Source organism: Nostoc sp. DSM 114159 (assembly GCF_053470285.1).
Genome location: NZ_JBPFEH010000001.1, coordinates 2,861,947 through 2,883,271, shown reverse-complemented (window position 1 = coordinate 2,883,271; position 21,325 = coordinate 2,861,947). Strand labels below are relative to the sequence as shown.

20 protein-coding genes and 3 pseudogenes are annotated in these 21,325 nt (G+C 40.6%); 15 read left to right on the top strand and 8 right to left on the bottom strand.

The window, feature by feature from the left end; all coding sequences use genetic code 11:
- Window positions 1–64: 64 nt before the first annotated feature.
- From ACR5KR_RS11775 to ACR5KR_RS11740, 8 genes and pseudogenes are all read left to right on the top strand, one after another.
- Entirely contained in the window at window positions 65–1,327 is a 1,263-nt protein-coding gene (locus ACR5KR_RS11775; RefSeq protein WP_448270175.1) for a cysteine desulfurase, read from the top strand.
- A 103-nt stretch (window positions 1,328–1,430) separates the two neighbouring features.
- Window positions 1,431–2,038 (top strand): annotated as a pseudogene (locus ACR5KR_RS11770) (hypothetical protein).
- 1 nt (window position 2,039) lies between these two features.
- Window positions 2,040–2,672: pseudogene (locus ACR5KR_RS11765) on the top strand (Uma2 family endonuclease).
- A 47-nt stretch (window positions 2,673–2,719) separates the two neighbouring features.
- A complete protein-coding gene (locus tag ACR5KR_RS11760; protein ID WP_448266652.1) occupies window positions 2,720–3,352 on the top strand; it encodes a Uma2 family endonuclease in 633 nt (210 codons plus the stop codon).
- 165 nt (window positions 3,353–3,517) lie between these two features.
- Complete coding sequence (locus ACR5KR_RS11755; protein WP_448266650.1) at window positions 3,518–3,811, top strand: hypothetical protein; 294 nt, start codon at window positions 3,518–3,520, stop codon at window positions 3,809–3,811.
- Between the two features lie 68 nt (window positions 3,812–3,879).
- Window positions 3,880–4,101: an addiction module protein gene (locus ACR5KR_RS11750; RefSeq protein WP_445626373.1), complete on the top strand. Its 222-nt coding sequence runs from the start codon at window positions 3,880–3,882 to the stop codon at window positions 4,099–4,101.
- On the top strand, window positions 4,098–4,397 hold the full coding sequence (locus tag ACR5KR_RS11745) for a type II toxin-antitoxin system RelE/ParE family toxin (RefSeq protein ID WP_448266649.1): 300 nt from the start codon (window positions 4,098–4,100) through the stop codon (window positions 4,395–4,397). Before ACR5KR_RS11750 ends, ACR5KR_RS11745 begins: the two co-directional genes overlap by 4 nt.
- Window positions 4,398–5,281: 884 nt before the next feature.
- A complete protein-coding gene (locus ACR5KR_RS11740) occupies window positions 5,282–6,073 on the top strand; it encodes an IS5 family transposase (RefSeq protein WP_448265250.1) in 792 nt (263 codons plus the stop codon).
- Window positions 6,074–6,339: 266 nt separating this feature from the next.
- On the opposite strand, the gene ACR5KR_RS11735 is transcribed toward ACR5KR_RS11740, so the two are convergent.
- A complete protein-coding gene (locus ACR5KR_RS11735) occupies window positions 6,340–6,822 on the bottom strand; it encodes a tetratricopeptide repeat protein (protein ID WP_445626375.1) in 483 nt (160 codons plus the stop codon).
- Window positions 6,823–7,075: 253 nt separating this feature from the next.
- Here ACR5KR_RS11735 and ACR5KR_RS11730 point away from each other — a divergent pair.
- Window positions 7,076–7,207, top strand: a pseudogene (locus ACR5KR_RS11730) (GTP cyclohydrolase II); the annotation flags it as partial.
- A 545-nt stretch (window positions 7,208–7,752) separates the two neighbouring features.
- Window positions 7,753–8,169 carry a DUF2294 domain-containing protein gene (locus ACR5KR_RS11725; protein WP_445626376.1) on the top strand — a complete coding sequence of 139 codons (417 nt, stop codon included), beginning with the start codon at window positions 7,753–7,755 and terminating at the stop codon, window positions 8,167–8,169.
- Here the strand turns inward: ACR5KR_RS11725 and ACR5KR_RS11720 are convergent.
- Together ACR5KR_RS11720 and ACR5KR_RS11715 are read right to left on the bottom strand one after the other, a co-directional pair.
- Entirely contained in the window at window positions 8,138–8,521 is a 384-nt protein-coding gene (locus ACR5KR_RS11720) for a response regulator (protein WP_445626377.1), read from the bottom strand. The genes ACR5KR_RS11725 and ACR5KR_RS11720 overlap by 32 nt on opposite strands.
- Window positions 8,522–9,219: 698 nt before the next feature.
- Complete coding sequence (locus ACR5KR_RS11715; RefSeq protein WP_448266646.1) at window positions 9,220–10,524, bottom strand: CCA tRNA nucleotidyltransferase; 1,305 nt, start codon at window positions 10,522–10,524, stop codon at window positions 9,220–9,222.
- An 86-nt stretch (window positions 10,525–10,610) separates the two neighbouring features.
- On the opposite strand from ACR5KR_RS11715, the gene ACR5KR_RS11710 reads away from it, so the two are divergent.
- On the top strand, window positions 10,611–10,859 hold the full coding sequence (locus ACR5KR_RS11710) for a Ycf34 family protein (RefSeq protein WP_118167283.1): 249 nt from the start codon (window positions 10,611–10,613) through the stop codon (window positions 10,857–10,859).
- 52 nt (window positions 10,860–10,911) lie between these two features.
- On the opposite strand, the gene ACR5KR_RS11705 is transcribed toward ACR5KR_RS11710, so the two are convergent.
- A complete protein-coding gene (locus ACR5KR_RS11705) occupies window positions 10,912–11,109 on the bottom strand; it encodes a hypothetical protein (RefSeq protein WP_448266643.1) in 198 nt (65 codons plus the stop codon).
- On the opposite strand from ACR5KR_RS11705, the gene ACR5KR_RS11700 reads away from it, so the two are divergent.
- Both ACR5KR_RS11700 and tsaB read left to right on the top strand, forming a co-directional pair.
- Window positions 11,097–11,630, top strand: coding sequence for a 6-aminohexanoate hydrolase (locus ACR5KR_RS11700; protein ID WP_448266642.1), 534 nt, complete (start codon window positions 11,097–11,099; stop codon window positions 11,628–11,630). The two genes, ACR5KR_RS11705 and ACR5KR_RS11700, sit on opposite strands and share 13 nt — an antisense overlap.
- A 160-nt stretch (window positions 11,631–11,790) precedes the next feature.
- Window positions 11,791–12,447: a tRNA (adenosine(37)-N6)-threonylcarbamoyltransferase complex dimerization subunit type 1 TsaB gene (gene tsaB, locus ACR5KR_RS11695; protein WP_445626381.1), complete on the top strand. Its 657-nt coding sequence runs from the start codon at window positions 11,791–11,793 to the stop codon at window positions 12,445–12,447.
- 30 nt (window positions 12,448–12,477) lie between these two features.
- On the opposite strand, the gene ACR5KR_RS11690 is transcribed toward tsaB, so the two are convergent.
- The gene (locus tag ACR5KR_RS11690; protein ID WP_448270173.1) at window positions 12,478–13,395 is read right to left on the bottom strand and encodes an AEC family transporter; all 918 of its coding nucleotides are present in this window, start codon (window positions 13,393–13,395) and stop codon (window positions 12,478–12,480) included.
- Window positions 13,396–13,497: 102 nt separating this feature from the next.
- On the opposite strand from ACR5KR_RS11690, the gene ACR5KR_RS11685 reads away from it, so the two are divergent.
- Entirely contained in the window at window positions 13,498–14,301 is an 804-nt protein-coding gene (locus ACR5KR_RS11685) for a M15 family metallopeptidase (RefSeq protein ID WP_448266641.1), read from the top strand.
- A gap of 81 nt (window positions 14,302–14,382) precedes the next feature.
- Here the strand turns inward: ACR5KR_RS11685 and ACR5KR_RS11680 are convergent, their stop codons facing one another.
- From ACR5KR_RS11680 to mrdA (ACR5KR_RS11670), 3 genes are all read right to left on the bottom strand, one after another.
- A complete protein-coding gene (locus ACR5KR_RS11680) occupies window positions 14,383–15,420 on the bottom strand; it encodes a serine hydrolase domain-containing protein (protein WP_448266640.1) in 1,038 nt (345 codons plus the stop codon).
- Between the two features lie 170 nt (window positions 15,421–15,590).
- Window positions 15,591–17,429 (bottom strand): penicillin-binding protein 2, encoded by a 1,839-nt coding sequence (gene mrdA / locus ACR5KR_RS11675; protein ID WP_445626386.1) that lies wholly within the window; start codon window positions 17,427–17,429, stop codon window positions 15,591–15,593.
- Window positions 17,430–17,770: 341 nt separating this feature from the next.
- Window positions 17,771–19,618, bottom strand: a complete 1,848-nt coding sequence (gene mrdA, locus ACR5KR_RS11670; RefSeq protein WP_445626387.1) for a penicillin-binding protein 2 — start codon at window positions 19,616–19,618, stop codon at window positions 17,771–17,773.
- Window positions 19,619–19,996: 378 nt separating this feature from the next.
- Here mrdA (ACR5KR_RS11670) and ACR5KR_RS11665 point away from each other — a divergent pair, with 378 nt between their 5' ends.
- Complete coding sequence (locus ACR5KR_RS11665; RefSeq protein WP_448266638.1) at window positions 19,997–21,124, top strand: ABC transporter ATP-binding protein; 1,128 nt, start codon at window positions 19,997–19,999, stop codon at window positions 21,122–21,124.
- Window positions 21,125–21,325: the final 201 nt, after the last annotated feature.

The following is a 21,325-nucleotide window of genomic DNA, read 5'->3' as shown; positions in this document are numbered from 1 at the left end:
AATCGCGTCTCTACTGACCATTGTACAGACGCGATTAATCGCGTCTCTTATAACTAATCTACCAATGACTTTTACTCCTACCAAAACCCTTGCTGATAAAGTTCGCGCTGACTTCCCGATATTGCATCAGGAAGTCAACGGGAAACCCTTGGTTTATCTCGATAATGCGGCGACATCGCAAAAGCCTTTGTTCGTATTAAATACCCTACGGGATTATTACGAGCAATATAATGCTAACGTGCATCGCGGGGCCCATTCTCTGAGTGCCAAAGCTACTGATGCTTATGAAGGTGCTAGAGATAAAGTTGCCAAATTCATCAATGCTGCATCGCGTCAGGAAATCGTCTATACCCGCAATGCAAGTGAGGCGATTAACCTAGTAGCCTATAGTTGGGGAATGAATAATTTGCAGCCTGGGGATGAAATTATTCTGTCGGTGATGGAACATCACAGTAATATTGTACCTTGGCAATTGGTGGCACAAAAAACGGGCGCAGTACTGAAATTTGTAGAATTAACACCAGAAGAAACTTTTAATTTGGAACAGTTTCAAAAACTGATTTCTGACAAAACCAAGTTGGTGTCGGTGGTGCATATTTCTAATACTTTGGGTTGTATTAACCCAGTGGAAGAAATTGCTGTGATCGCACACAAATATGGTGCTAAATTTTTAGTTGATGCATGCCAAAGTGTTCCCCACTATCCTGTAGATGTGCAGAAGATAGATTGTGATTGGTTGGTAGCATCTGGTCATAAAATGTGTGCTCCAACTGGGATAGGATTTCTGTATGCCAAGTTAGAATTATTAGAATCAATGCCACCATTTTTTGGTGGTGGTGAGATGATTGCAGAGGTGTATTTAGACCATTCTACTTATGCAGAATTACCGCATAAATTTGAAGCTGGTACGCCTGCAATTGGAGAAGCGATCGCACTTGGTGCTGCGATCGATTATCTTAGCAATATCGGCATGGATAAAATCCACGCCTACGAAGCAGAATTAACCGCTTATTTGTTCCAACAATTAGAGCAAATTCCCCAAATTAGAATTTACGGCCCCAAGCCAAATGCAAAAGGTGAAGGTAGAGCCGCTCTTGCGTCGTTCACAGCCGGAGAAGTCCACGCCAACGACTTATCTACATTATTAGATCAAGAAGGCGTTGCTATCCGTTCTGGACACCACTGTACTCAACCATTACACCGTTACTTAGGTCTTGCTGCAACCGCACGAGCAAGTCTATCTTTCTACAACACCCGCGAAGAAATTGATATTTTCATCAAAGCACTGAAAGAAACTCTCGATTTTTTTGCAGGTTTACTTGCTTAAAGTTACAAAATATTCCGATAGTGATTGTGCCAAATATCAGCAATTTATCTTGCTAATAGTTGGCACAATTTAATTATCTGGATTCTTTACAGGAGCAACTAAAGTGTCATACAGTGACTTTACTTTAGATAGAGTTAGAAAAACCTTTGGCTTAACTATTTCTGATAAGATTGATATATTTCCATTTATACATGAAGTAGACTGTCCACCATTACTTGCAGAACTATTGCGGTAAAATGTACCTTTGGCTCTTGTTAGTAATACTGAAAAATCTCGTTCAAAGATGATTATTGCACCTATTTTAATCGCTATAAGAAAATATTTAAATAATCAAATAAGTTTATTTTCTGGTATTGACTTTACTGTTGATTCAGCACAAGGTTTAAATGGAAATTGCGATTTTATTATTAGCCGTTCATCAGAGTTACTAATTCTGAATGCACCAGTTGTCACAATTGTAGAAGCTAAAAAAGAAAATATCAATGCAGGATTAGGTCAGTGTGTAGCAGAGATGTTAGCAGCTAAATTGTTTAATGAACGTGAGTATAATAACATTCAGGCAATTTATGAACTGTCACCACTGGAACTAACTGGAAGTTTTTGAAGCTCATTGGGCAAGTGATTGAAATTGACTTGAGCGAGTATTATATTAATGACATAGGTAAAATTTTCGGAATTTTATCTAATATCCTGGCAGAAGAAGTATTGTAATATGCTTGTCAAGTCAACGCCTGCGGAACAAAGAACAGTCTTACACAACGTTAGCTGGGAAACCTTTGAAGCCTTGCTGAGAGATACAGGTGAAGATAGAGGTTCTAGGTTTGCTTACGACTGTGGCACTTTAGAAATTATGACTCCACTTTTTGAACACGAAAATCCTAAAATTTAGTTTGACCGCTTGATATTCGCTTTAGCAGTGGAATTAAAAACTAAAATTAGAAGTGCTGGTTCTACAACATTGAAACGTAAACCAATAACAAAAGGAATAGAACCCGATACTTGCTATTATATTCAAAATGAGCCACTAATTAGAGGTAAACAAAAATTAGATTTAACAACAGATCCAGCACCAGATTTAGCAGTTTAAATTGATATTACTAGCAGTTCTATTAATAAGCTTAATATTTATGCGGCTTTAGGTGTAGGAGAATTATGGAGATATGACGGTGAATTTTTAAAATTTTATCAACTAGTAGCAAGCGAATATATTGAAATTAAGTCGAGTATCGCTTTCCCTTTAATTTCTGTTATTGAAATGAATAGATTTATCCAGCAAAGTAAAACTATGGATGAAATTGATTTGGTGCAATCGTTCCGTGGTTGGGTGCAGGGCAAGATAGGGTAAAGTGTACTTAATTGATAAATATAATTACTGGCTTATTTTTTGAATTTATGCTTGTCAAGTCAACGGTTGGTGAACAAAGAACAGTGCTACATAACATTAGCTGGGAAACCTTTGAAGCCTTGTTGAGAGATACAGGTGAAGATCGAGGTTCTCGGTTTGCTTATGATTGCGGTGTTTTAGAAATCATGACTCCACTTTTTGAACACGAAAACCCCAAAAGTAATTTTGGTAATTTTATTATTGCTTTAGCTGAAGAATTAGGAATTGAAATTAGAAGCGCTGGTTCTACAACATTGAAGCGGAAAATATCAAAGCGGGGAATAGAACCAGATACTTGCTACTATATCCAGAATGAACTAGCTATTAGGAGTAAGCAAACTTTAGATTTAGAAAACGATCCGCCGCCTGACTTAGCAATTGAGATTGACATTACTAGCAGTTCAGTTAACAAATTAGGGATTTATTCAGCGTTGGGTGTAACTGAACTTTGGAGATATGATGGGCAAAATTTAAAGTTTTATCAGTTGATAGAAGAGCAATATGTCGAGTGTAAGTTTAGTATTGCCTTTCCTATAGTATCGGTGAGTGAGATAAGCAGATTTATTGAGCAGAGTAAAAGTATGGGTAAAATTGCTTTGCTCAAATCATTTCGCGCTTGGGTCAGGAAGAAGATAAACTAATTTTAATTACTTAGTTGATTATCTGATATTTTGGTAAGTGTTCATTCTGGGCTGTTTTACAATATTTATGCTGTAAAGCAAATTATTTGTAGTAGTAGCTAATCTCATTTTCAAGTTTGAGTCTTTTTATTTAATATTCACTCCTAGTGTAAACAAAATAGCTTTATGGCTACCAACTGGATTTTTGATAAAAATCTCAAACCACTGATTGAAATTTTGGCTATGTTTTGTGACTGCAAAATAGATCAAGATGATTTAGATACAATCTACTCTGGAGTCCAAAAAACAGATTATGAGAAAGATGTTTGGTTCGAGTATGAATATACTGGCAGCCTAAAGTTTAAAGTTGCACAGGATGTAGGTTCATGTGTAATTTTTGTGGATGTGTTGGCTGATGAGGGGTTGGAGGCAAAGGTAGCTGTAGCAATAGAAATTTTACAGATATACCGTTTAACATAGATAACAAACATGGATAACATCTATAATCTAAAATAAGATTATATTGAGCAACTACATTAATAACAACCATGCACCCCATATTAAAAGTCGATATTTCCGAACTAAGTGTATCTGAACGTATACAGCTTGCCGAAGACTTATGGGACAGCATTCTTACTACACCTGATGAAATTCCTCTCAACGATGAGCAAAAACAAGAATTAGATAGACGCTTGGAGATGCATAGCCAAAACCCAAACCGAGGTTCAACCTGGCAATCAGTGAAGCAAAGACTAGGTTTACCTGAATGAGCTATCAGTTAATAATTAGTCCAGAAGCAGAACTGGATATTCAAGATGCTTTTGAATGGTATGAACAACGTGAATCTGGAGTAGGTTCGGAGTTTGTACGCGCAGTTGATAGCTGTTTAGCATTAATCGGACGTAACCCTTCAGCTTATCCAGTGGTGTATCGACAAGCGCGACGATTACTAATACGTAGGTTTCCCTATGGTGTTATTTATATTGTAGAAGAAAATGTTATCACTGTAATTGCTTGTTACCACGTCAAACGTAATCCTAAACAATGGCAGAGCAGGAATATTTGAACGCTTTTATGATCTCGCCTACAATCACCTGAACTATCTATAATTTCTGCTCTCAAATAAGCCATTAATAACAGTGTAATCAAACCGATCGCATCCTACGAAATCAGCTCAAAGAATCTGGATCGATCCCCAACTTCCGCAATTCTTGTGCCAGTCTTCGAGTGCATTGTTCAGCAGTGATTCCTGGTTTGTCATACCAATACAACCAATCCCGCCTAATTCCCTAATAGGTTTCCCGTTCATAACCAATTGCTAAACCTATCTCTGATAACCAAACGAAATTTCCTGGTTGCAATACATATTCACCATTTACAAAGCGATAACCTTCTAAAGGTAGTTTTCTTCAGCGTTGGGGATTGTAAACAACATAATATAAAACCTCTATATTCTCTTATTCTCTCGATTTTCACAATTCATTTAGGATTGCTATAGTTAGAAAAACTTTTAGTTTAACAGAGTAAAAGATAATATCGGCAAGAATTTTAATTGCTGAGTTGGAATGTGCAATAAGACATCAGGGGCCTTTTTTTAAAATTGCTGTAACTGTGGCTATGGCATTCACGGCATCCATACCATAACTCATAAAGAAATCTACTGTACCCCCATCAACAATTGAGTACCACTGAGAACCTATAGACCAGTCGTTTCGATAGTTACATCTAAACTGTAGTCTTTGTAAATACCAGTGGCGTAGGCGCAGCCCGCACAACTCTTGGAGACGCTCTTGCTAGCTTGCTTCCATCAAGTGGTACGGCAAGCTACTTCGGCTGCGCTCAGTACAAGTCAGTGACCATCTTAGAGGATGTTTTAAAAGAGAGGGGCTGTTGTAAGAAAGCTCACAAGGCTTATGCTGAGATTTGTAGAAAACAGCACCTTGTGAGCGAATGACTAAAGCATACCGTAGCAATTTGACATGGGAACAGTGGGAATTAATTGCAGACCTATTCCCAGGAGCAAAGCCAGGTGGTCGTCCCCGAAAATTAGCCTTATTTGCGGTGGTGAATGCGATTCTCTATGTATTGTGTGAGGGGTGTACGTGGCGAGGTCTACCAGGTGATTTTCCCGCCTGGTCAACGGTTTATGGTTATTTTTGGAGATGGGGTAAAGATGGTACATGGTTGAAAGTTCACGATCAACTCTACCAGTGGGTGAGAGTAGACGCGGGGCGTGAACCTAGCCCATCAGAAGCAGCAGTTGATAGCCAGTCAGTAGAAACAGCAACGATGATCTCTATTGATGTTGGTTACGACGCAGGTAAAAAAATTCATGGGCGTAAACGCCATTTGAGTGTAGATTTACTGGGTCTAGTTTTACGGGTTTTGGTAACATCGGCTAGTTTTCCAGAACGTGAAGGCGCGAAAAAAGTCCTCAGCCGAGTTCACAATACAGGCAATCAAGTAAAACGGTTGAACACTATTTGGATGGATGGAGGATACCGAGGAGAAGAATTTATGCGGTGGGTGATGGATATGTTTCGCTGGATTGTAGAAATTGTTCTTAGACCCTTGGAAAAAAAGGGTTTTGTTCATTTACCAAAGCGCTGGGTTGTTGAGCGAACTTTCGGGTGGCTTAATTGGTGTCGGCGTTTAAGCAAAGATTATGAAAGATTACCTGAAACTTCCGAGATATTTATCTATATTGCCATGATTCGTATTATGGTCAGACGACTGGCATAATTTTTGACTGGTTTTGACTTTTAAAACATCCTCTTAGACATCGTTTGGTAAAATCCACCATGTTCTGCTTGTGCTATCTAGTTTGTACTAAAGGTAACTTTATTCAACCGATTGTTAGTTGACAGTTGGTTGCTGTTAGTACAAACAGTGATAACACTGCTATTAATTCAGCTAGAAGCGTATTGAATAAAACTATGGCGGGTAAGGCGATGAATTGTTGTTGATGAGGACGATAACAGATTCCTAAAACAGTATGATGCTCTCTCCTATCTGCCGTTGTAGCTGAATCTAAATGTACATTCTAGAATCAACTTTTGATTCACTAGGGAATAGGGCTGAATTTCTAAAGCACGTTGAAAAGCTCGGATAGCTTGACTATACTCTCCTATTGCTGCATAGCATAAGCCCATACCATGAAGCGCCCCAAAATGTATTGGATTTATCTGTACAACCATCTGACAATCAGCCAGAGATTTTTGATAATCGCCAATACTGTAATAGAGGAAAGCTCGACGATTCCAAGCTTCGGCAAAATCTGGCTGGTCTTTAATTAATGCCGTCAGCGCTGTTTCAGCTTCAGCAATTTCACCTGCATCCAGTAACTTTTGACTGCGGTCAATTATTTCCAGCCCATAGATTCCCTTTTGCTGAAACCAGATCCGCCAGATTTTTCTGGTTGCCTTGTCGCGCACTGTGGCATCCGGGTTTTTCAACTCTTCAAGTAAGGAATTGATAAATAAAGAATCCATGAATTTGAGATCAGTGAATATACCTTTGTATTAACTTTCTCACAAAATACATCAATTAAATCATTTTTCAACTCATCTTTAAATTAACTTTGATTAATCGTCAATTATGAAATTTATGTGTGATTTATTGTCTTCAACAATATGACTAATACCATACTAGATATTTCAAGTCATAAAAATAAAAACTGACTAAGGTAGCTAGCAGTTCCCTTTGGCGACATCAATATACTAGAACTGTAATATGCAGTTAGACAAAGGTTGTTTGCAGTTAGATGGCAAGATTATGAAACCAGGCGGTAATTTGGTTATTACCAAAGCCGCAGTTGAGCCAGTTTGGTATTTACCAGGAATTACTAAGCGCTATGACATTACACGATCGCGGCTGATTTTCCCGTAAAGAATGTGATGGGCTTCTAAGAATTAATGCCGAATATGTTGTATTGGCTTTTCACAAATTATCTTAGTGGCTAATATACTTTTTACTAGAACCTAAATTTATCTGCTTACTAGCTGCACCAGAAGGTATAGAGAGTCTTGTAATGTACATTACATTCCCATGTAATATTATATGCCTTTGTCATTGATGACCATTTGCATAAACATAGCTAATTAAGTGGTGGGTTATGAGATACAGGCACGGTGGGCTACACCTAAGCTTATGTAACACAAAATAAGCTGATTACCCCGATCGAATGACGAGCAAATCCAGTTATTAACCTAATACTGCACAAATCGTAAGTTAACAAATTTTACTTCATTAAATATGGCAATATTCTTAAATAAATACATACTAAATACATCACATTGATACAGTAACTTTATATAAAATAGTGATTAGTTTTCTTAGCTATTCCATAATCATCTATTATAATGTTGGATAATTTAATTAATTTCCCGATTAGAACGATAAATATTACAGAGTAGGTACTAATGGTACAACCGACTATCGCACAATTAGAAACAGAAATATCAAAGCAAATCATAAAATTATATAATGATAGATTAGGAAAATCTCCTAGCCAAATCATTTGTCATTTTTTTGATACTGAAATCGTAATTTCTATAGAAAACTCTGTTACTCAAGCTGAACAAACTTTACTCAAAGGAGGTTATGATACTTTAGCTGAACAAGTACGATTATATTTAGAAAAAATAATTAAACCAGATTTAAAAAATTTGATTGAGGAAATTATTGGTCAACCTGTCCTTTACCTGATGACAAACACAAATTTAACAACAGGTCGTAGTGGGATTGTTGTAATTCTCAAAGAATTAGCTGAACTTCGTAATCCCGAACCTATTTCCAAGATAAATATTAGGAATTTAGCTGACAGATGTGGCGACTGATTACCACTTCTAATTGATTAAAATCATAGGGTTTAGTAATGCAATCATCAAATGCTGTGAGCATTGTGAAGCGCTCGTCTTGTACTGTTGTTATCGGTGTGACTGCAATGATTGGAATGGTAGCAGTTTTTGAGTCATCTTTAAGATCGTCAATGACTCGGTTCGCACTCAAATTAGATAGCTTCATATCTAGCAGAATTAAATCTGGTTGATGAGTTTGTGCCAACATCACAGCCCTCACTCCTTGTTTGGTACAAATACATGAAAAATTTAATATTCCTAGATGAGAATTAAGTAGCTCTAAATCATGTAAACTCTGTTCTACAACCAAAATTAAAGGCTGTTTATTCATAAGCAGTTAGTTCTGTCCAAAAAAAGCTATTCATCAAAACTCCACCCATCAGGAAAACCTGAAAGTCTTTGTTTATAGCAAGTGTTTAATTGAATGTACGAACGACCAACTAAAGCATAAAAATCAATAACTTAATATATAGTTCATTCGGTTGTCCATCAACGTTAATTAGGAAATAACCTCGTAAAGCAGTCATAACATCAAGCACATATTAGCATAGTTGATGTATGTAATTGCCAGGATTGACCATAAGAGCTGATTCGTAAAGAAAATCTGAAGGGTACTTAACTCATTGCTAGGTCTAAGTTTCAGCGAATAAGTGCTGTATTGACTTAAATTACTGAAACCCTGATTAGACAAGTGTTTTACTTGAGTTGACAAATTAGCTCTAAAGATCGGTATTTTAACCTTGTTTTGTCACTCTTGGAAAACAATAATCGAAGCAAGATTTTGAAACTTTGATTGAGTCAACCTTTGAGCCTCTATTTTTTAATAGTAACTATTTGTAGCCAAAACCGGAAAATTCAAGCTCTGAAAGTCTTTCAGCGATTGGGTTCTCCCAAAGTGACAAAACAGGGTTATGGTACGTAAGGGATACTTAAGGCACTTAAAGTTGCAGATTTACCAGCCTAAGCCAGGAGTGCCCAAATTGCGTAGGCATCGCTTTTATTACATTACCATAACTTAATTAAGTATATTTAACCATCAAGTAACTTACGTGCATAAGCGATCGCCTCTGTTGGAGTTGAAACTTTCCCCTCAGCTTGTGCTACGCCAATTTCAGTGAGCAGTTGACCGATAATTGGCGAAGCTGGAATATCTAATGTAGTAATCAACTCCTTCCCGCTGACTAGGGGAGTGGGATGAGCGATCGCATCATCAGGGTTGAGGTAGCGATCGATCAAAGGTGCTAAAATTTGGTAGCCCATTGCTTTAGTTTCCACTGCTGTCTGTAGTGGCTTGTCACCAGATATTGCCTCTACCAAATTATTAATTGCTACAGCTAGCACTGCCGTAGTCGGAAACACAATATCTGCATCATGAAACAAAAAGTATTGTTCTCGCAACGACATATTAATTACTTGAAATTGCGGTAACAGTTTCAAAGCAGTAGTTACACCTCGGATTTCGGCACGACTATAAGTTAGTTCCTGTAGCTCTATTTCTGCTAATTCTGGATCTGGGTTGACGAGACAGGCAAGTTTAGCAATACCTAGCCAAGTAGTTTTAATACTATCGCGAACATATTTTTGCAGTTGTACGCCTAGTTGTTGCCAATTTTCTGTGAGTAAGGCGGCAGCTGTGTCAACTGCTGCTAGTTTGAGCAAGCTTTCACGGGTGGCATTTTTGAAGAAAGGCGCAAGTAAACCATCTTCCCAAGCCATTGTAATCCAAGGAGTACCTTGAGAATTTGCCAGTAGATAGCCAATTTCTACCCTAACTCTTTCGGCTGCAACTTTGCTAAGATGTGATGCCAAAGAACGAATTGCGGCTTGGGTAGCTGGCTCAATAGTAAAACCTAGTTGAGCGGCTTGGCGATAACCCCGCATTAACCGCAAAGGGTCATCTTTTAGGTTCGCAGGTGATACCATTCGCAAAATGCTCTGTTGTAAATCTATATAACCTTGCAGAGGATCGATAATTTCTTGCGTATGAGGATTATAAGCGATCGCATTTACTGTAAAGTCCCGTCTGTGCAAATCAACTTCTAAACTATCTCCTTCCTGTTGGGCAAAATCAGCCGTGGCGTGGGGAAAAACCACACGCGCAATTTGTCGTTCTGCATCGAGTAACACAAAACCAGCTTTGTAATGATGAGCGATCGCTCTCGCTACCTTTACCGCCTGAGATGGTATAACAAAATCTAGATCCAGATATTCGCGAGTTCTGCCCAGGATCGCATCTCGGACAGCACCACCTACCATGTAAGCGGGTTGTGGCAGGAATTCCAAGCTGAAAGGCCAATTTTCGGGAGCGAGGGTAGAAGGAATTGATTCGTGCATTGTAATAAAAATCAACCCAGCAACTCATGAATAACAGTTGGGCTTAAGTTAGATTAACAATAAAGGCCCCTGGAGTTGGTTCTATTATGTGTATTTGCGTGAATTGCCACTATGTAGACAGCTGTGTTACCTATCATGCCGTAGAAGGGCAGCACCAACAGCCTCACTTGACTGAAACACCAAATTTTGACCCGAATGAACCTTCTATCAATGTCAACATTCGGACTAAAGATGATGTGATTGAAATGGAATGGGATGTTGTTGGTTGTCTGAGCTTTAAACGAGAAACAGGTAAGTGGTCGAAATTGCGTCCTGGTGAATTAGTGCCGACTTGATAGAAAATGATTGGTGTATCTTACAGCTATTTTCAGGTAAACAGACTACGCGTTAGGGGCACAGCATTGCTGTGCCTTTAATACAGATGTGGTTCAAATACATGATTTCTGCTGTAATGAGATTTTGTCCATTAGCGATCGCGAATTCATGATACAGAAACGAGATGCCAGGAAAGCGTAGGCGTAGCCCGCCGCAGGCATCGTAGAAGATAAAGAAGCTAGCCAAGAGAAACCAGCATGACCAACGCACAGCGACTAGACCATGTAGAAGATGACCTCGAAACTGTTAAGCGATTGCTAATATCTACTGCTAGCTACGCAGAATCAGCAAACAGGCGGCTTGATGAATTGACCATAAAACAAGACCGTACTCAATCTCACCTTGATGAGTTGACCATAAAACAAGACCGTACTCAATCTCACCTTGATGAATTGACCATAAAACAAGACCGTACTCAATCTCACCTCGATCGACTAGAGGTACGTATTGATCGGGTAGGGGGAAAGGTTGACCAACTTTCCGATCGGGTTGATAGTTTTATCACTCACACGCAACGCCTATTTACAAGGGCAGGCAGTGAAATAGAGGAAACAAAGGCACGAACTGAGCGATTAGAAGCACTCATGCTAAAGCTTGACCGAAGCTTTGAAGAACAAAAATCTCAGTTTCAGGAGTTTCAACTCACCACGGGTGCTACCTTGGAGCGAATTGACCGAGTTTTGGACTATCTACTGAGACAGCAAGGCGGTAATCTAAATCCCCCATCCTAGCCGCGATCGCTTTTAGAAAGTCAACAGCATTGGCTCTCACAAACTTTGTAACAAGACTGTTTGACTGATTATTACTCAGTAGTTTTTCAATTAAGAACCGCTATGTTATATGCTTAAATAAATCACGTTAACTCTATAAAAATAGATATTTTAAGTAACTTTGACAACGGAACTAGAAGACCTTGCAATAAATAAATACGCTTTAGCACTACACACCACCACTCCCGAATTGGGTTTGGCAATTAGTAATTTTGCAGGTGAAACTCGCTCTCAAATTTGGAATCTGGGGCGCGATTTATCTAGCTTAGTGCATCAATATTTAATTGAATTTATCAAACCGCAAACTTGGGCGGATTTGTCCTTTATCGCAGTTGCCAAAGGCCCCGGCGGCTTTACGGGAACTCGCATTGGCGTTGTCACCGCTCGGACTTTAGGGCAACAGTTAGATATTCCTGTATTTGCGATTTCAACTTTGGCTGCGGTAGCTTGGTCAGAAGTAGGTAAAAGTCAAAATATAAAAACTTTTGCTGTGGAAATGCCAGCACAACGAGGTCAAATTTTTGCTGCTATTTATCAATTTCAGCCAGATACTTCTAAACTAAACGTGTGTTTGTCAGATAGAGTGTTGACACCAGAAGCTTGGCAGGAAACTTTAGCGAAGTGGAACACTAATTATCAGCTGATTCAAGCCCAATCTGGGTTAGCAGCGACGGTGACAAGTATTTTGGAACTAGCTAATCTCGATTGGCAAGAAGGCAAGTGTCCTCATTGGTCCGAGGCTTTGCCATATTATGGGCAACATCCTGTAGAACTTTAACTGATATTATCGCAGTGCATAAGTCCAAAATCAAAACAGCCACAGCCAAACCGGGAGAGTAACCAGTAATACTATAGCCCCAGCAGCTAATGCTGTAACTGCCAGATCGCGATCGAGATTGAATGTCTCAGCAATTACCAGTGTGGCAAAAGCTGGAGGCATAGCCATTTGTAGCACGATTATCTTTGCGATCGGCCCAGTTAATCCAAATAGGGGTAAGATGCTACCCAATATCAAAGGAACTAGCAGCATTTTGATTCCTAAGCTCATCCCTACTTGTGGTAGGCTACGCCAAGATTTGAGCAACGCTAGGCGCATTCCAATTAATACCAGGGATAAAGCTACACTACTCCAAGCAAATTTTTCTAACCAGAATTCTGCAACTGTGGGAATTGTCACCTGCCGAAACAGCAAGCCAAATCCGAAACCCCACAGCGCAGGATTAATTAAAATCGCCCTAGTAATCTGCCAATGATTCTGGACACTGCCACCAAAACTAGCTGCTAGCAACACACCCAGAGCATAAGTTCCTGGGAATGAACCTAACAAATCGTAAAATAACGCCCAAGCAAAGTATTCCTTGCCTACCATTGCCAAGGTAATGGGAAAACCAAGATAACCAGTATTACCCAACATTGCGGCTAATATCAAGCTAGCCTGAGTTGATGGTTGGGAAACAGTCTTTCTAAAATAGGCTTGTCCTTTAATCGCTAACCAAGCAAAAAATGCTCCTAGTAAAATAGCTAGGTAAGCGATCGCAGGTGCAATCCAAATTTGCCCCGACAAGCTAGATTGACGCAAAAACGATACTATGCTTATGGGTACTCCCACCCAAAAAAGAAACAGTCCTAAACGTGTAGGAACTGTTACAGGTAGTTTGCGTCCCAGGATAAAACCTACTAGGACTAATCCTCCCAGCTTGACGTATAGTTCTAAAAGGTTTGTCAAGGTTGCGCCTAAGAACCACAGATGTAAAATGCTACCTGTTACGTCTACTTTTGTCCAGTGCAAAATCTGTTATGGCTATTCCACAAAAACAGGAGTTTACCCTTGAATAAGGCAGGGTTTTCTGGAAAACCGCAAAACTCATCGAATGACTTTGGTGATGATATTCCAGTGGCTGTACGCGATACCCCTGTTGCAGCACCGAAAATTTGGTTGCAACCCCGAATTATTTTGATTGGGGGAGTAACAGGATTTGTCTTGCTATCTTTAATTAGCGGTTTGTGGTTTTTCGTCACTGCACCCAAAAAAACCGCCGATTCTCAACCTTTACCAGCTACTTCTGCTCCGGCGACGACCCCAGCATCTAATAATTCCAGCGATACTGTGTTAGGGCATTTTCCATACCCAGAAGCCCCTGAGTCAGAACTAGTAACCATCTCCGCAAATAGGGGCATTAGAATGCGAAAAACTGCTGCCCAAAAATTTGAGGAGATGGTAGCAGCAGCCCGGAGTTCAGGTGTAATTTTAGTGCCGATTTCTGGCTTTCGCTCAGTCAAAGACCAAGAGCAGTTGTTTTTTGCTGTCGGCGCCCAGCGAAATCAAACGCCAGCAGAACGAGCCGCCCTCAGCGCTCCTCCTGGTCATAGCGAACATCACACGGGTTATGCAGTGGATGTTGGAGACGGATCGGTACCAGCAACTAATCTTCAAACAAACTTTGACAATACCAAGGCTTATCGGTGGCTACAAGCAAATGCACCGCGTTTTGGCTTTGAAATGTCATTTCCCAAAGATAATGCTCAAGGTGTAAGTTATGAGCCTTGGCACTGGCGTTTTGTAGGCGATCGCAATAGTTTAGAAATGTTTTACAAAGCCAGAAACTTGAAACCCGCTAAGATATCACAATAGAAGCCAAAATAATTCGTAATACTCGCCAAAGGCGAGAAGCAAGCTACGTAATTCGTAATTCGTAATTATTACCTCTGCTTCTCATAATGGAGGCTGAAGTACTACTTCCTTAAGGGCTGGATAGTAGTATTCAGCGATTTTTTTAGCGATCGCATCTGGGCGGGAAATTTTATCGAGATTGCAAAGTAACATTACAGTAATTTTGTCATCAATAAAGCGGGTAATGTTACTTGCGAATCCTAGTATCGAACCATTATGACCAACTACTCGGCGATCGCCATAATTAAATACCCACCAACCTAAACCTGCAACATATCTCAATTTTTCCCAATCATCACCCTGATTGGGAAAGTGAGGAGTCCACATCAAATTCAGGGTTGATTGCTTTAGTAGAGTTTCACCACAAAGCGCCTGTTCCCACTTCACCATATCTTCCACACTGGAAAGTTGACCTCCAGCAGAATAGGTAACTGAGGGACTGTAATAAGGTTTGTTAACAAGCTTGCTGTTTAGTAACCGATAACCAGCAGCCCGGTGCGGTACTATGTCACTGGGATTATTCATCACGGTTGCATTCATTCCCAAAGGAGCAAAAATACGCTCTTGTAACAAATCTCCATAAGATTGTCCAGTTACTTTTTCTAGGAGCAAACCCAGTAGATAGTAGCCTGTGTTGTCGTAGGCGCTAAACTCACCCGGTTGGAACTTGAGGGGTAAGTGAGTAACTAGAGCCAAAATTTCAGACTTAGATAAATCAAGATGAGTAATTTCCCAATAGTTTGGAGCATCGGTATAGCTAGGAATTCCAGACTGATGAGACAGAATATGCCCGATTGTGACATTTTGCCACGTTATAGGTAGACAATCAAGATATTGTGCGGTCGCATCATCTAGCGAAATTACCCCTTGTTCCACCAGCATCATTACGGCTGTAGCGGTGAAAGTTTTACCAACAGACGCAATTTCATAAACTGTGTGTTCAGTAGCTGGAACAGAGTGTTCAGTATTCGCCAGTCCATAGCCCTTAACTAAAACAGGTTCACCTTCCTGCACCACTGCAACAGAAAGCCCCGGAATTTGATTTTGAGTCATTACAGCTCGAATATAGTCGTCAATCATAATTGACCTAATTTTTGTTTGATGATGGGGAGATGAGGGAGCAGGGGAGCAGGGGAAAAGGTTAAAGGTTAAAGGGAAAAGGAATAAATTTAATCTTTCCCCTTTTCCCCTTACCCTTTTCCCCTTACCCCTTTCCCCATACCCCATGCCCAATGCCCCATGCCCTACGTTTAATTTCGTCTGCTATTTCCTGGATTTTCAGGCTGAGGTTTCTGATACTTACCTGGATACTTGCGCTGAAAGTATTCCTCCATAATTTGTAAAATCATGGGCGCAGCAATGCTACCACCACCACCACCGGAATGTTCGGCAAATGCTACAATCGCAACTTCTGGCTGTTCAGCAGGTGCATACGCTCCAAACCAAGCGTGATTTTGCTTAACACGGCCTTTCCACGCTTCAGCAGTGCCACTCTTACCAGCCACTGCGGGAACTGTTGGCTGCTTCAAAGCTTTACCCGTACCTTCAGCTACTACTTTCCGTAGTCCCTGACGGAGAACACTTATAGTTGTCGGCTTCATATTTAAAGATGCTCGCCAGCTTTTTGCTTCTTCATTGTCTTTAAGCAAATGTGGCTGGACTCGATAGCCACCATTAGCGGGCACGGCAAACATGATGGCGACTTGTAAAGGTGTCGTTTGTAAAGCTCCTTGACCAATTGACATATTAATGCTATCTCCGACAGTCCAAGGTATCTTCCAAGTTTTCTGCTTCCATGCCTCATCTGGCACTAAACCCTTTGCTTCTTCGTTGGCAAACTCAAAACCAGTTTTTTTACCAAATCCATACTTGCGAGTCCACTCAATTAAAGTTGGGCCGCCGACTCCGCGACCAATTTGATAGAAGAAGGTATCACTACTCCACTGTAATGCTCCGACAAAACCCAATGGCCCGAACCCGGCGTGATTCCATTCGCCAAATCGGGTGCCGCCAAAACTCAAAGAACCGTAAGTTTGCAGGACTGTGCTAGGAGAAAATTTACCTGATTCTAGACCGGCTGTGGTGGTAACAATTTTGAAGGTGCTAGCGGGTGGAAAGGCGCTGAGGGCGCGATTCACCAAGGGATGATCGGCACCTTGGACAAATTCCCAATCTTTTTGGGTGAGTTTCTGCTTCGAGAAAATATTTGGGTCAAAGGTGGGATGAGATACCATTGCTAAAACAGCACCGTTCTTTGGATCGAGAGCCACGATCGCACCGTCGCGATCGCCTAGAGCTTTTTCTGCTGTCTTTTGCATATTTAAATCTATGGTCAAGTGCAAATCGTTACCAGCTTTCGCCTGTTTCTCTCCCAAAACCCGAAGCGGGCGACCTGCACCATCCACTTCTACCTGCTGACCGCCCCATTCGCCCCGCAGAGTTTTCTCATAAGCTTTTTCAACTCCCATTTGACCAATTACATCACCTAATCTGTAGCCTTCTTGCTTCTTTTCTTTTAACTGATCGCCGGTCAGTTCTCGCGTATAACCTAATACATGGGCTAATTCCTTGGCGTGGGGGTAGTAACGAACGGCTTCTGTATGAATTTCTACGTCTTTAAGTTCAGTTTGATACTCTTTCAATGCTGTGATTTGCGCTTCATTCAAGTCACGAGCAATTCGGATCAGTGAAGAAGAGTTAGCACCTGCCTCTTCTAGTTTCTTTTCCATCTCCTCTTGGGGAACGTCGAGAATTTGAGATAGACGCGCTCCCACTAATGACCATGCTGGTTTGGTATGTGCCATCGGCCACAAATATACAGAGCGAGGATAGCGAGTACTGGCTAAAAGTTTGCCGTTGCGGTCAAAGATATTGCCTCGTTCTGGTTGTTTGGGGATCATCCGAATTCGATTTGACTCGGCTCGTTTTCGGTGGCTTGCTCCTTCAGTAATTTGCAAATATGCCAAGCGAATGCTGATTCCTGTCAGCATCAATAGAGTAAATATAATTAAAAATATCGGCTGGAAACTTTGGCCAACAGTACGTGTATTTTTTTGTCCGCCAAGTGGAGATGGTTTAAGGTAAGTCATAAGGAAAAGAGAATTGTAAAATTAAGATTATCTGTAAATAACTCTGCTAAATTTTTAACAGGTATTTAAGGGCAAACTAATTGGCAGTAATTAATTGTTTCCAATTGATACCATAAGCTCATCTCTTCTATTGCCTTGCCTAAAGGCTTTTTGAATTTTAAACTTTGCACACTACTGGTCTGTCCCATTAATTTTGATGAGTTTGTAGTAAGCACAAAGCGTGCTTAAAAATCTAGGATTAAAGTCTTTACTTTCAAAACTAATGGGATAGACTAGAAAATCTGACGCTGTATACCTGTTTGACTTTTGAATTCGTCACTTTTGACTTTTGCCTTGCGGTACTAATCTCCAGTGCTATGTCCTGAACTTTGAGTTTTAGCTTCTGATGGGTCAGGCTGAGGTTTTTGATACTTACCTGGATATTTGTGCTGAAAATAAGCTTCTAGTACTTGTAAAACCATCGGCCCGCAAATAGTACCGCCATGTTCGCCAGTATTTTCCCCAAAGGCCACAACCACAATTTCTGGCTTATTACTAGGCGCATAAGCACCAAACCATGTATGATTTGGGCGACCAACACCAGCTTCAGCTGTGCCACTCTTCCCGGATGCTGGGGCAATTGTCGGCACGTCTAAGCGCTTACCAGTGCCTTCACTCACTACCCTTCGCAGTCCATCGCGGAGAACTTTGATAGTTGTTGGCTTCATATTTAAGGATTCTCGCCAACTTTTTGCTTCTTCGTTATCTTTAAGCAAATGCGGTTGAACTCGATATCCACCGTTAGCAGGGACAGAAAACATAATCGCCGATTGCAGTGGTGTCACTTGCAAAGCACCTTGACCAATTGACATATTAATGGTATCGCCAACAGTCCAAGGCGTTTTCAAAACTTTTTGCTTCCATATTTCATCTGGAACCAAGCCTACTGATTCTTCATCACGAAATTCAATACCAGTTCTTTGACCAAACCCGTATTTGCGACTCCATTTGATTAAAGTTGGGCCGCCAACTTTTCTGCCAACTTGATAGAAGAAAGTATCACTACTCATAGCGATCGCTCTGGGAAATCCCAATGGCCCAAATCCGGCGTGATTCCACTCACCAAATGTCACCCCACCCACGGTAAGAGAACCAAAGGTTTGTAGTATTGTATCAGGAGAAAATTCACCTGATTCGAGTCCAGCTGTTGTAGTAACAATTTTGAAAGTACTGGCGGGTGGAAAGGCACTCAGGGCACGATTAACCAAAGGATGATCCTTACCTTGCAAGCTTTCCCAATCTTTTTGAGAAAGTTTTTGTTTGGAAAAGATATTCGGGTCAAAGGTGGGATAAGATACCAGCGCGAAAACAGCACCAGTATTCGGATCGAGTGCTGCGATCGCACCTCGGTGATTTCCCAAAGCTTTTTCGGCTGCCTTTTGCACATCCAAATCTATGGTCAGGTGCAAATCATTACCAGCTTTTGCCTGTTTCTCTCCGATAACTCGGATTGGTCTACCCGCACCATCCACTTCTACCTGCTGACCGCCCCATTCGCCCCGTAGAGCTTTCTCATAAGCCTTTTCCACACCCATCTGACCGATGACATCTCCCAGTCGATAGCCTAACTCCTTCTTGCCTTTTAACTGCTCGGCGGTCAACTCCCGTGTATAACCTAGTACGTGCGCTAATTCTTTGCCGTGGGGATAATAACGTACAGAATCTGTATTAATTTCCACTTCTGGGAGTTCATTTTTATACTCCTTTAATGCCGTAATTTCTGCTTCATTTAAATCGCGAGCAACCCGGATGAGTGAAGAAGAATTAGCACCAGCTTGTTCTAATTTCTTTTCCATCTCTTCTTGGGGAATGTTAAGAATTTGCGCTAGACGCGGGCCGACTACAGACCAGGAAGGCTTAGTATGTGCCATCGGCCACAAATATACAGAGCTAGGATAGCGAGTGCTAGCTAAAAGTTTGCCATTCCGGTCAAAAATATTGCCCCGTTCTGGTTGCTTGGGAATCATCCGAATTCGGTTTGCTTCAGCTCGTTCCCGGAGTTTTGGCCCATCAACTATTTGCAAGTAAGCCAAACGAGCCTCAATTCCACTGGTCATTAATAGGGTAAATACGATTAAAAATATTGATTGGACACCACGTCCAACTGTACGTGTATCTTTTTTGCTACCAAGTGATGGGAATGAAGACATAAGTATTAATTCAAAATTCAAAACTTGTACTGAGCGTCTTGCCCTGAGCGAAGTCGTTGGCACAGCCTCTCGTAGAGAAGGGAGCCGAAGTATTCAAAATTCAAAATGAATAAATGCAATTCCAGCCAGCCTTTTAGCAATTGCTAAGATGCAATTTTAAGACTTGTTAACTTAATTACAGATTATCTAAATAATGAGTTTTGTATATAAAATTACCATATTTTTGTTTTTATTACTGAGTATGAAATAATCGGACGAGTATATTCTTGAACAATTGTTTTTGGCGGATACAATAAACCAAAGTGTCAAATATAGTCTGCCCAAAAGACTAGAGCAATTGACAAAATCACTTAAGATCGCGGCATTCTACTGAGGATTATGGCTCAAATCGTCATGCAAAATCAGAGGGGGATAACAAGTTTTCAGCCACTTGATGTTGAACTGCGTAACGTCTTCAAGTTTTTTAACCAAGAACCAGCAGTAAATGGGATTGACTTGGATGTTAGACAAGGAGAATTTTTTAGTATTTTAGGCCCCTCCGGTTGTGGTAAAACAACAACACTGCGCTTAATTGCTGGGTTTGAAATTGCTGACGCTGGTAAGGTGTTTATTCAGGGTCAGTCCATGACTAATGTGCCCCCTTACCGCCGACCCGTCAATACTGTATTTCAAAGTTACGCTTTATTTAACCACCTGAATGTCTGGAATAACATCGCCTTTGGACTGCGGCTAAAAAAAATACCCAAATCGAAAATTGAAGCTAGAGTCCAAGAAGCTTTAAAACTGGTGAAAATGGAAAGTTTGCGATCGCGCTTTCCCAATCAACTTTCTGGTGGTCAACAGCAGCGAGTAGCTTTAGCAAGGGCCCTAGTCAACCGTCCCACCGTGGTACTACTAGATGAACCTTTAGGGGCGTTAGATTTCAAACTACGTAAAGAAATGCAGGTTGAGTTATCAAATTTACACAAAGACTTGGGGTTAACCTTTGTGATGGTGACACATGACCAAGAAGAAGCATTGTCTTTGAGCGATCGCATTGCCGTAATGAATCAAGGCAAAATTGAACAAGTTGGCACTCCTAGCCAAATTTACGAACGTCCTTGTACATCCTTTGTTGCTGATTTTATTGGTGATACTAATTTATTCAGTGGTGAAATTGTCGCGGTAGACTCCTCTAGTATTAAAATTTCCACAAAAATGGGACTCTCAATTGTTATTAGCCGCGCTGAGGATACACCAACTGAATTATCACAAGCTGTAGTAGTGAGTGTGCGTCCAGAAAAAATACAGCTTTCGCTTTATCCACCTAATTTGCCAGTTAACTGCTTTGAAGGACGGCTGGTTAACGTTATGTATTTGGGCACACACGTTAATTATGTTATGGAATTAACAAATGGCATTAGCATTAATGTGTTGCAACCTAATACTTTGGGCACTTTACCAGACCGCGACACACTTATTTATGCTTGGTGGGCAGAAACTGATTGTTTAGCTATTAGTCAATAGTCAAACAATTTTGGATTTTAGATTTTAGATTTTAGATTGACCCCAGCAATCAAATCAAAGGCTTGTCAATTAGTTTGAGACTTAGTTGTGAGCGCTCAGTCGAAGGATTTTAGATTTATTCTATGTAGATTGCTACTAGGTGGGCGAGTATAAATTCGGGGGCAACTCTTTGACATACTATCGCGTTCAGACCTTTTTGAA

Coding starts and splice junctions, on each gene's coding strand:
- ACR5KR_RS11775 (WP_448270175.1), top strand. CDS start 65: ATGACTTTTACTCCTACCAAAACCCTTGCTGATAAAGTTCGCGCTGAC.
- ACR5KR_RS11725 (WP_445626376.1), top strand. CDS start 7,753: ATGGTACAACCGACTATCGCACAATTAGAAACAGAAATATCAAAGCAA.
- ACR5KR_RS11720 (WP_445626377.1), bottom strand. CDS start 8,521: ATGAATAAACAGCCTTTAATTTTGGTTGTAGAACAGAGTTTACATGAT.
- ACR5KR_RS11760 (WP_448266652.1), top strand. CDS start 2,720: ATGCTTGTCAAGTCAACGGTTGGTGAACAAAGAACAGTGCTACATAAC.
- mrdA (WP_445626386.1), bottom strand. CDS start 17,429: ATGACTTACCTTAAACCATCTCCACTTGGCGGACAAAAAAATACACGT.
- ACR5KR_RS11700 (WP_448266642.1), top strand. CDS start 11,097: ATGACCAACGCACAGCGACTAGACCATGTAGAAGATGACCTCGAAACT.
- ACR5KR_RS11665 (WP_448266638.1), top strand. CDS start 19,997: ATGGCTCAAATCGTCATGCAAAATCAGAGGGGGATAACAAGTTTTCAG.
- ACR5KR_RS11710 (WP_118167283.1), top strand. CDS start 10,611: ATGTGTATTTGCGTGAATTGCCACTATGTAGACAGCTGTGTTACCTAT.
- ACR5KR_RS11745 (WP_448266649.1), top strand. CDS start 4,098: ATGAGCTATCAGTTAATAATTAGTCCAGAAGCAGAACTGGATATTCAA.
- ACR5KR_RS11735 (WP_445626375.1), bottom strand. CDS start 6,822: ATGGATTCTTTATTTATCAATTCCTTACTTGAAGAGTTGAAAAACCCG.
- ACR5KR_RS11740 (WP_448265250.1), top strand. CDS start 5,282: ATGACTAAAGCATACCGTAGCAATTTGACATGGGAACAGTGGGAATTA.
- mrdA (WP_445626387.1), bottom strand. CDS start 19,618: ATGTCTTCATTCCCATCACTTGGTAGCAAAAAAGATACACGTACAGTT.
- ACR5KR_RS11680 (WP_448266640.1), bottom strand. CDS start 15,420: ATGATTGACGACTATATTCGAGCTGTAATGACTCAAAATCAAATTCCG.
- ACR5KR_RS11715 (WP_448266646.1), bottom strand. CDS start 10,524: ATGCACGAATCAATTCCTTCTACCCTCGCTCCCGAAAATTGGCCTTTC.
- ACR5KR_RS11755 (WP_448266650.1), top strand. CDS start 3,518: ATGGCTACCAACTGGATTTTTGATAAAAATCTCAAACCACTGATTGAA.
- ACR5KR_RS11750 (WP_445626373.1), top strand. CDS start 3,880: ATGCACCCCATATTAAAAGTCGATATTTCCGAACTAAGTGTATCTGAA.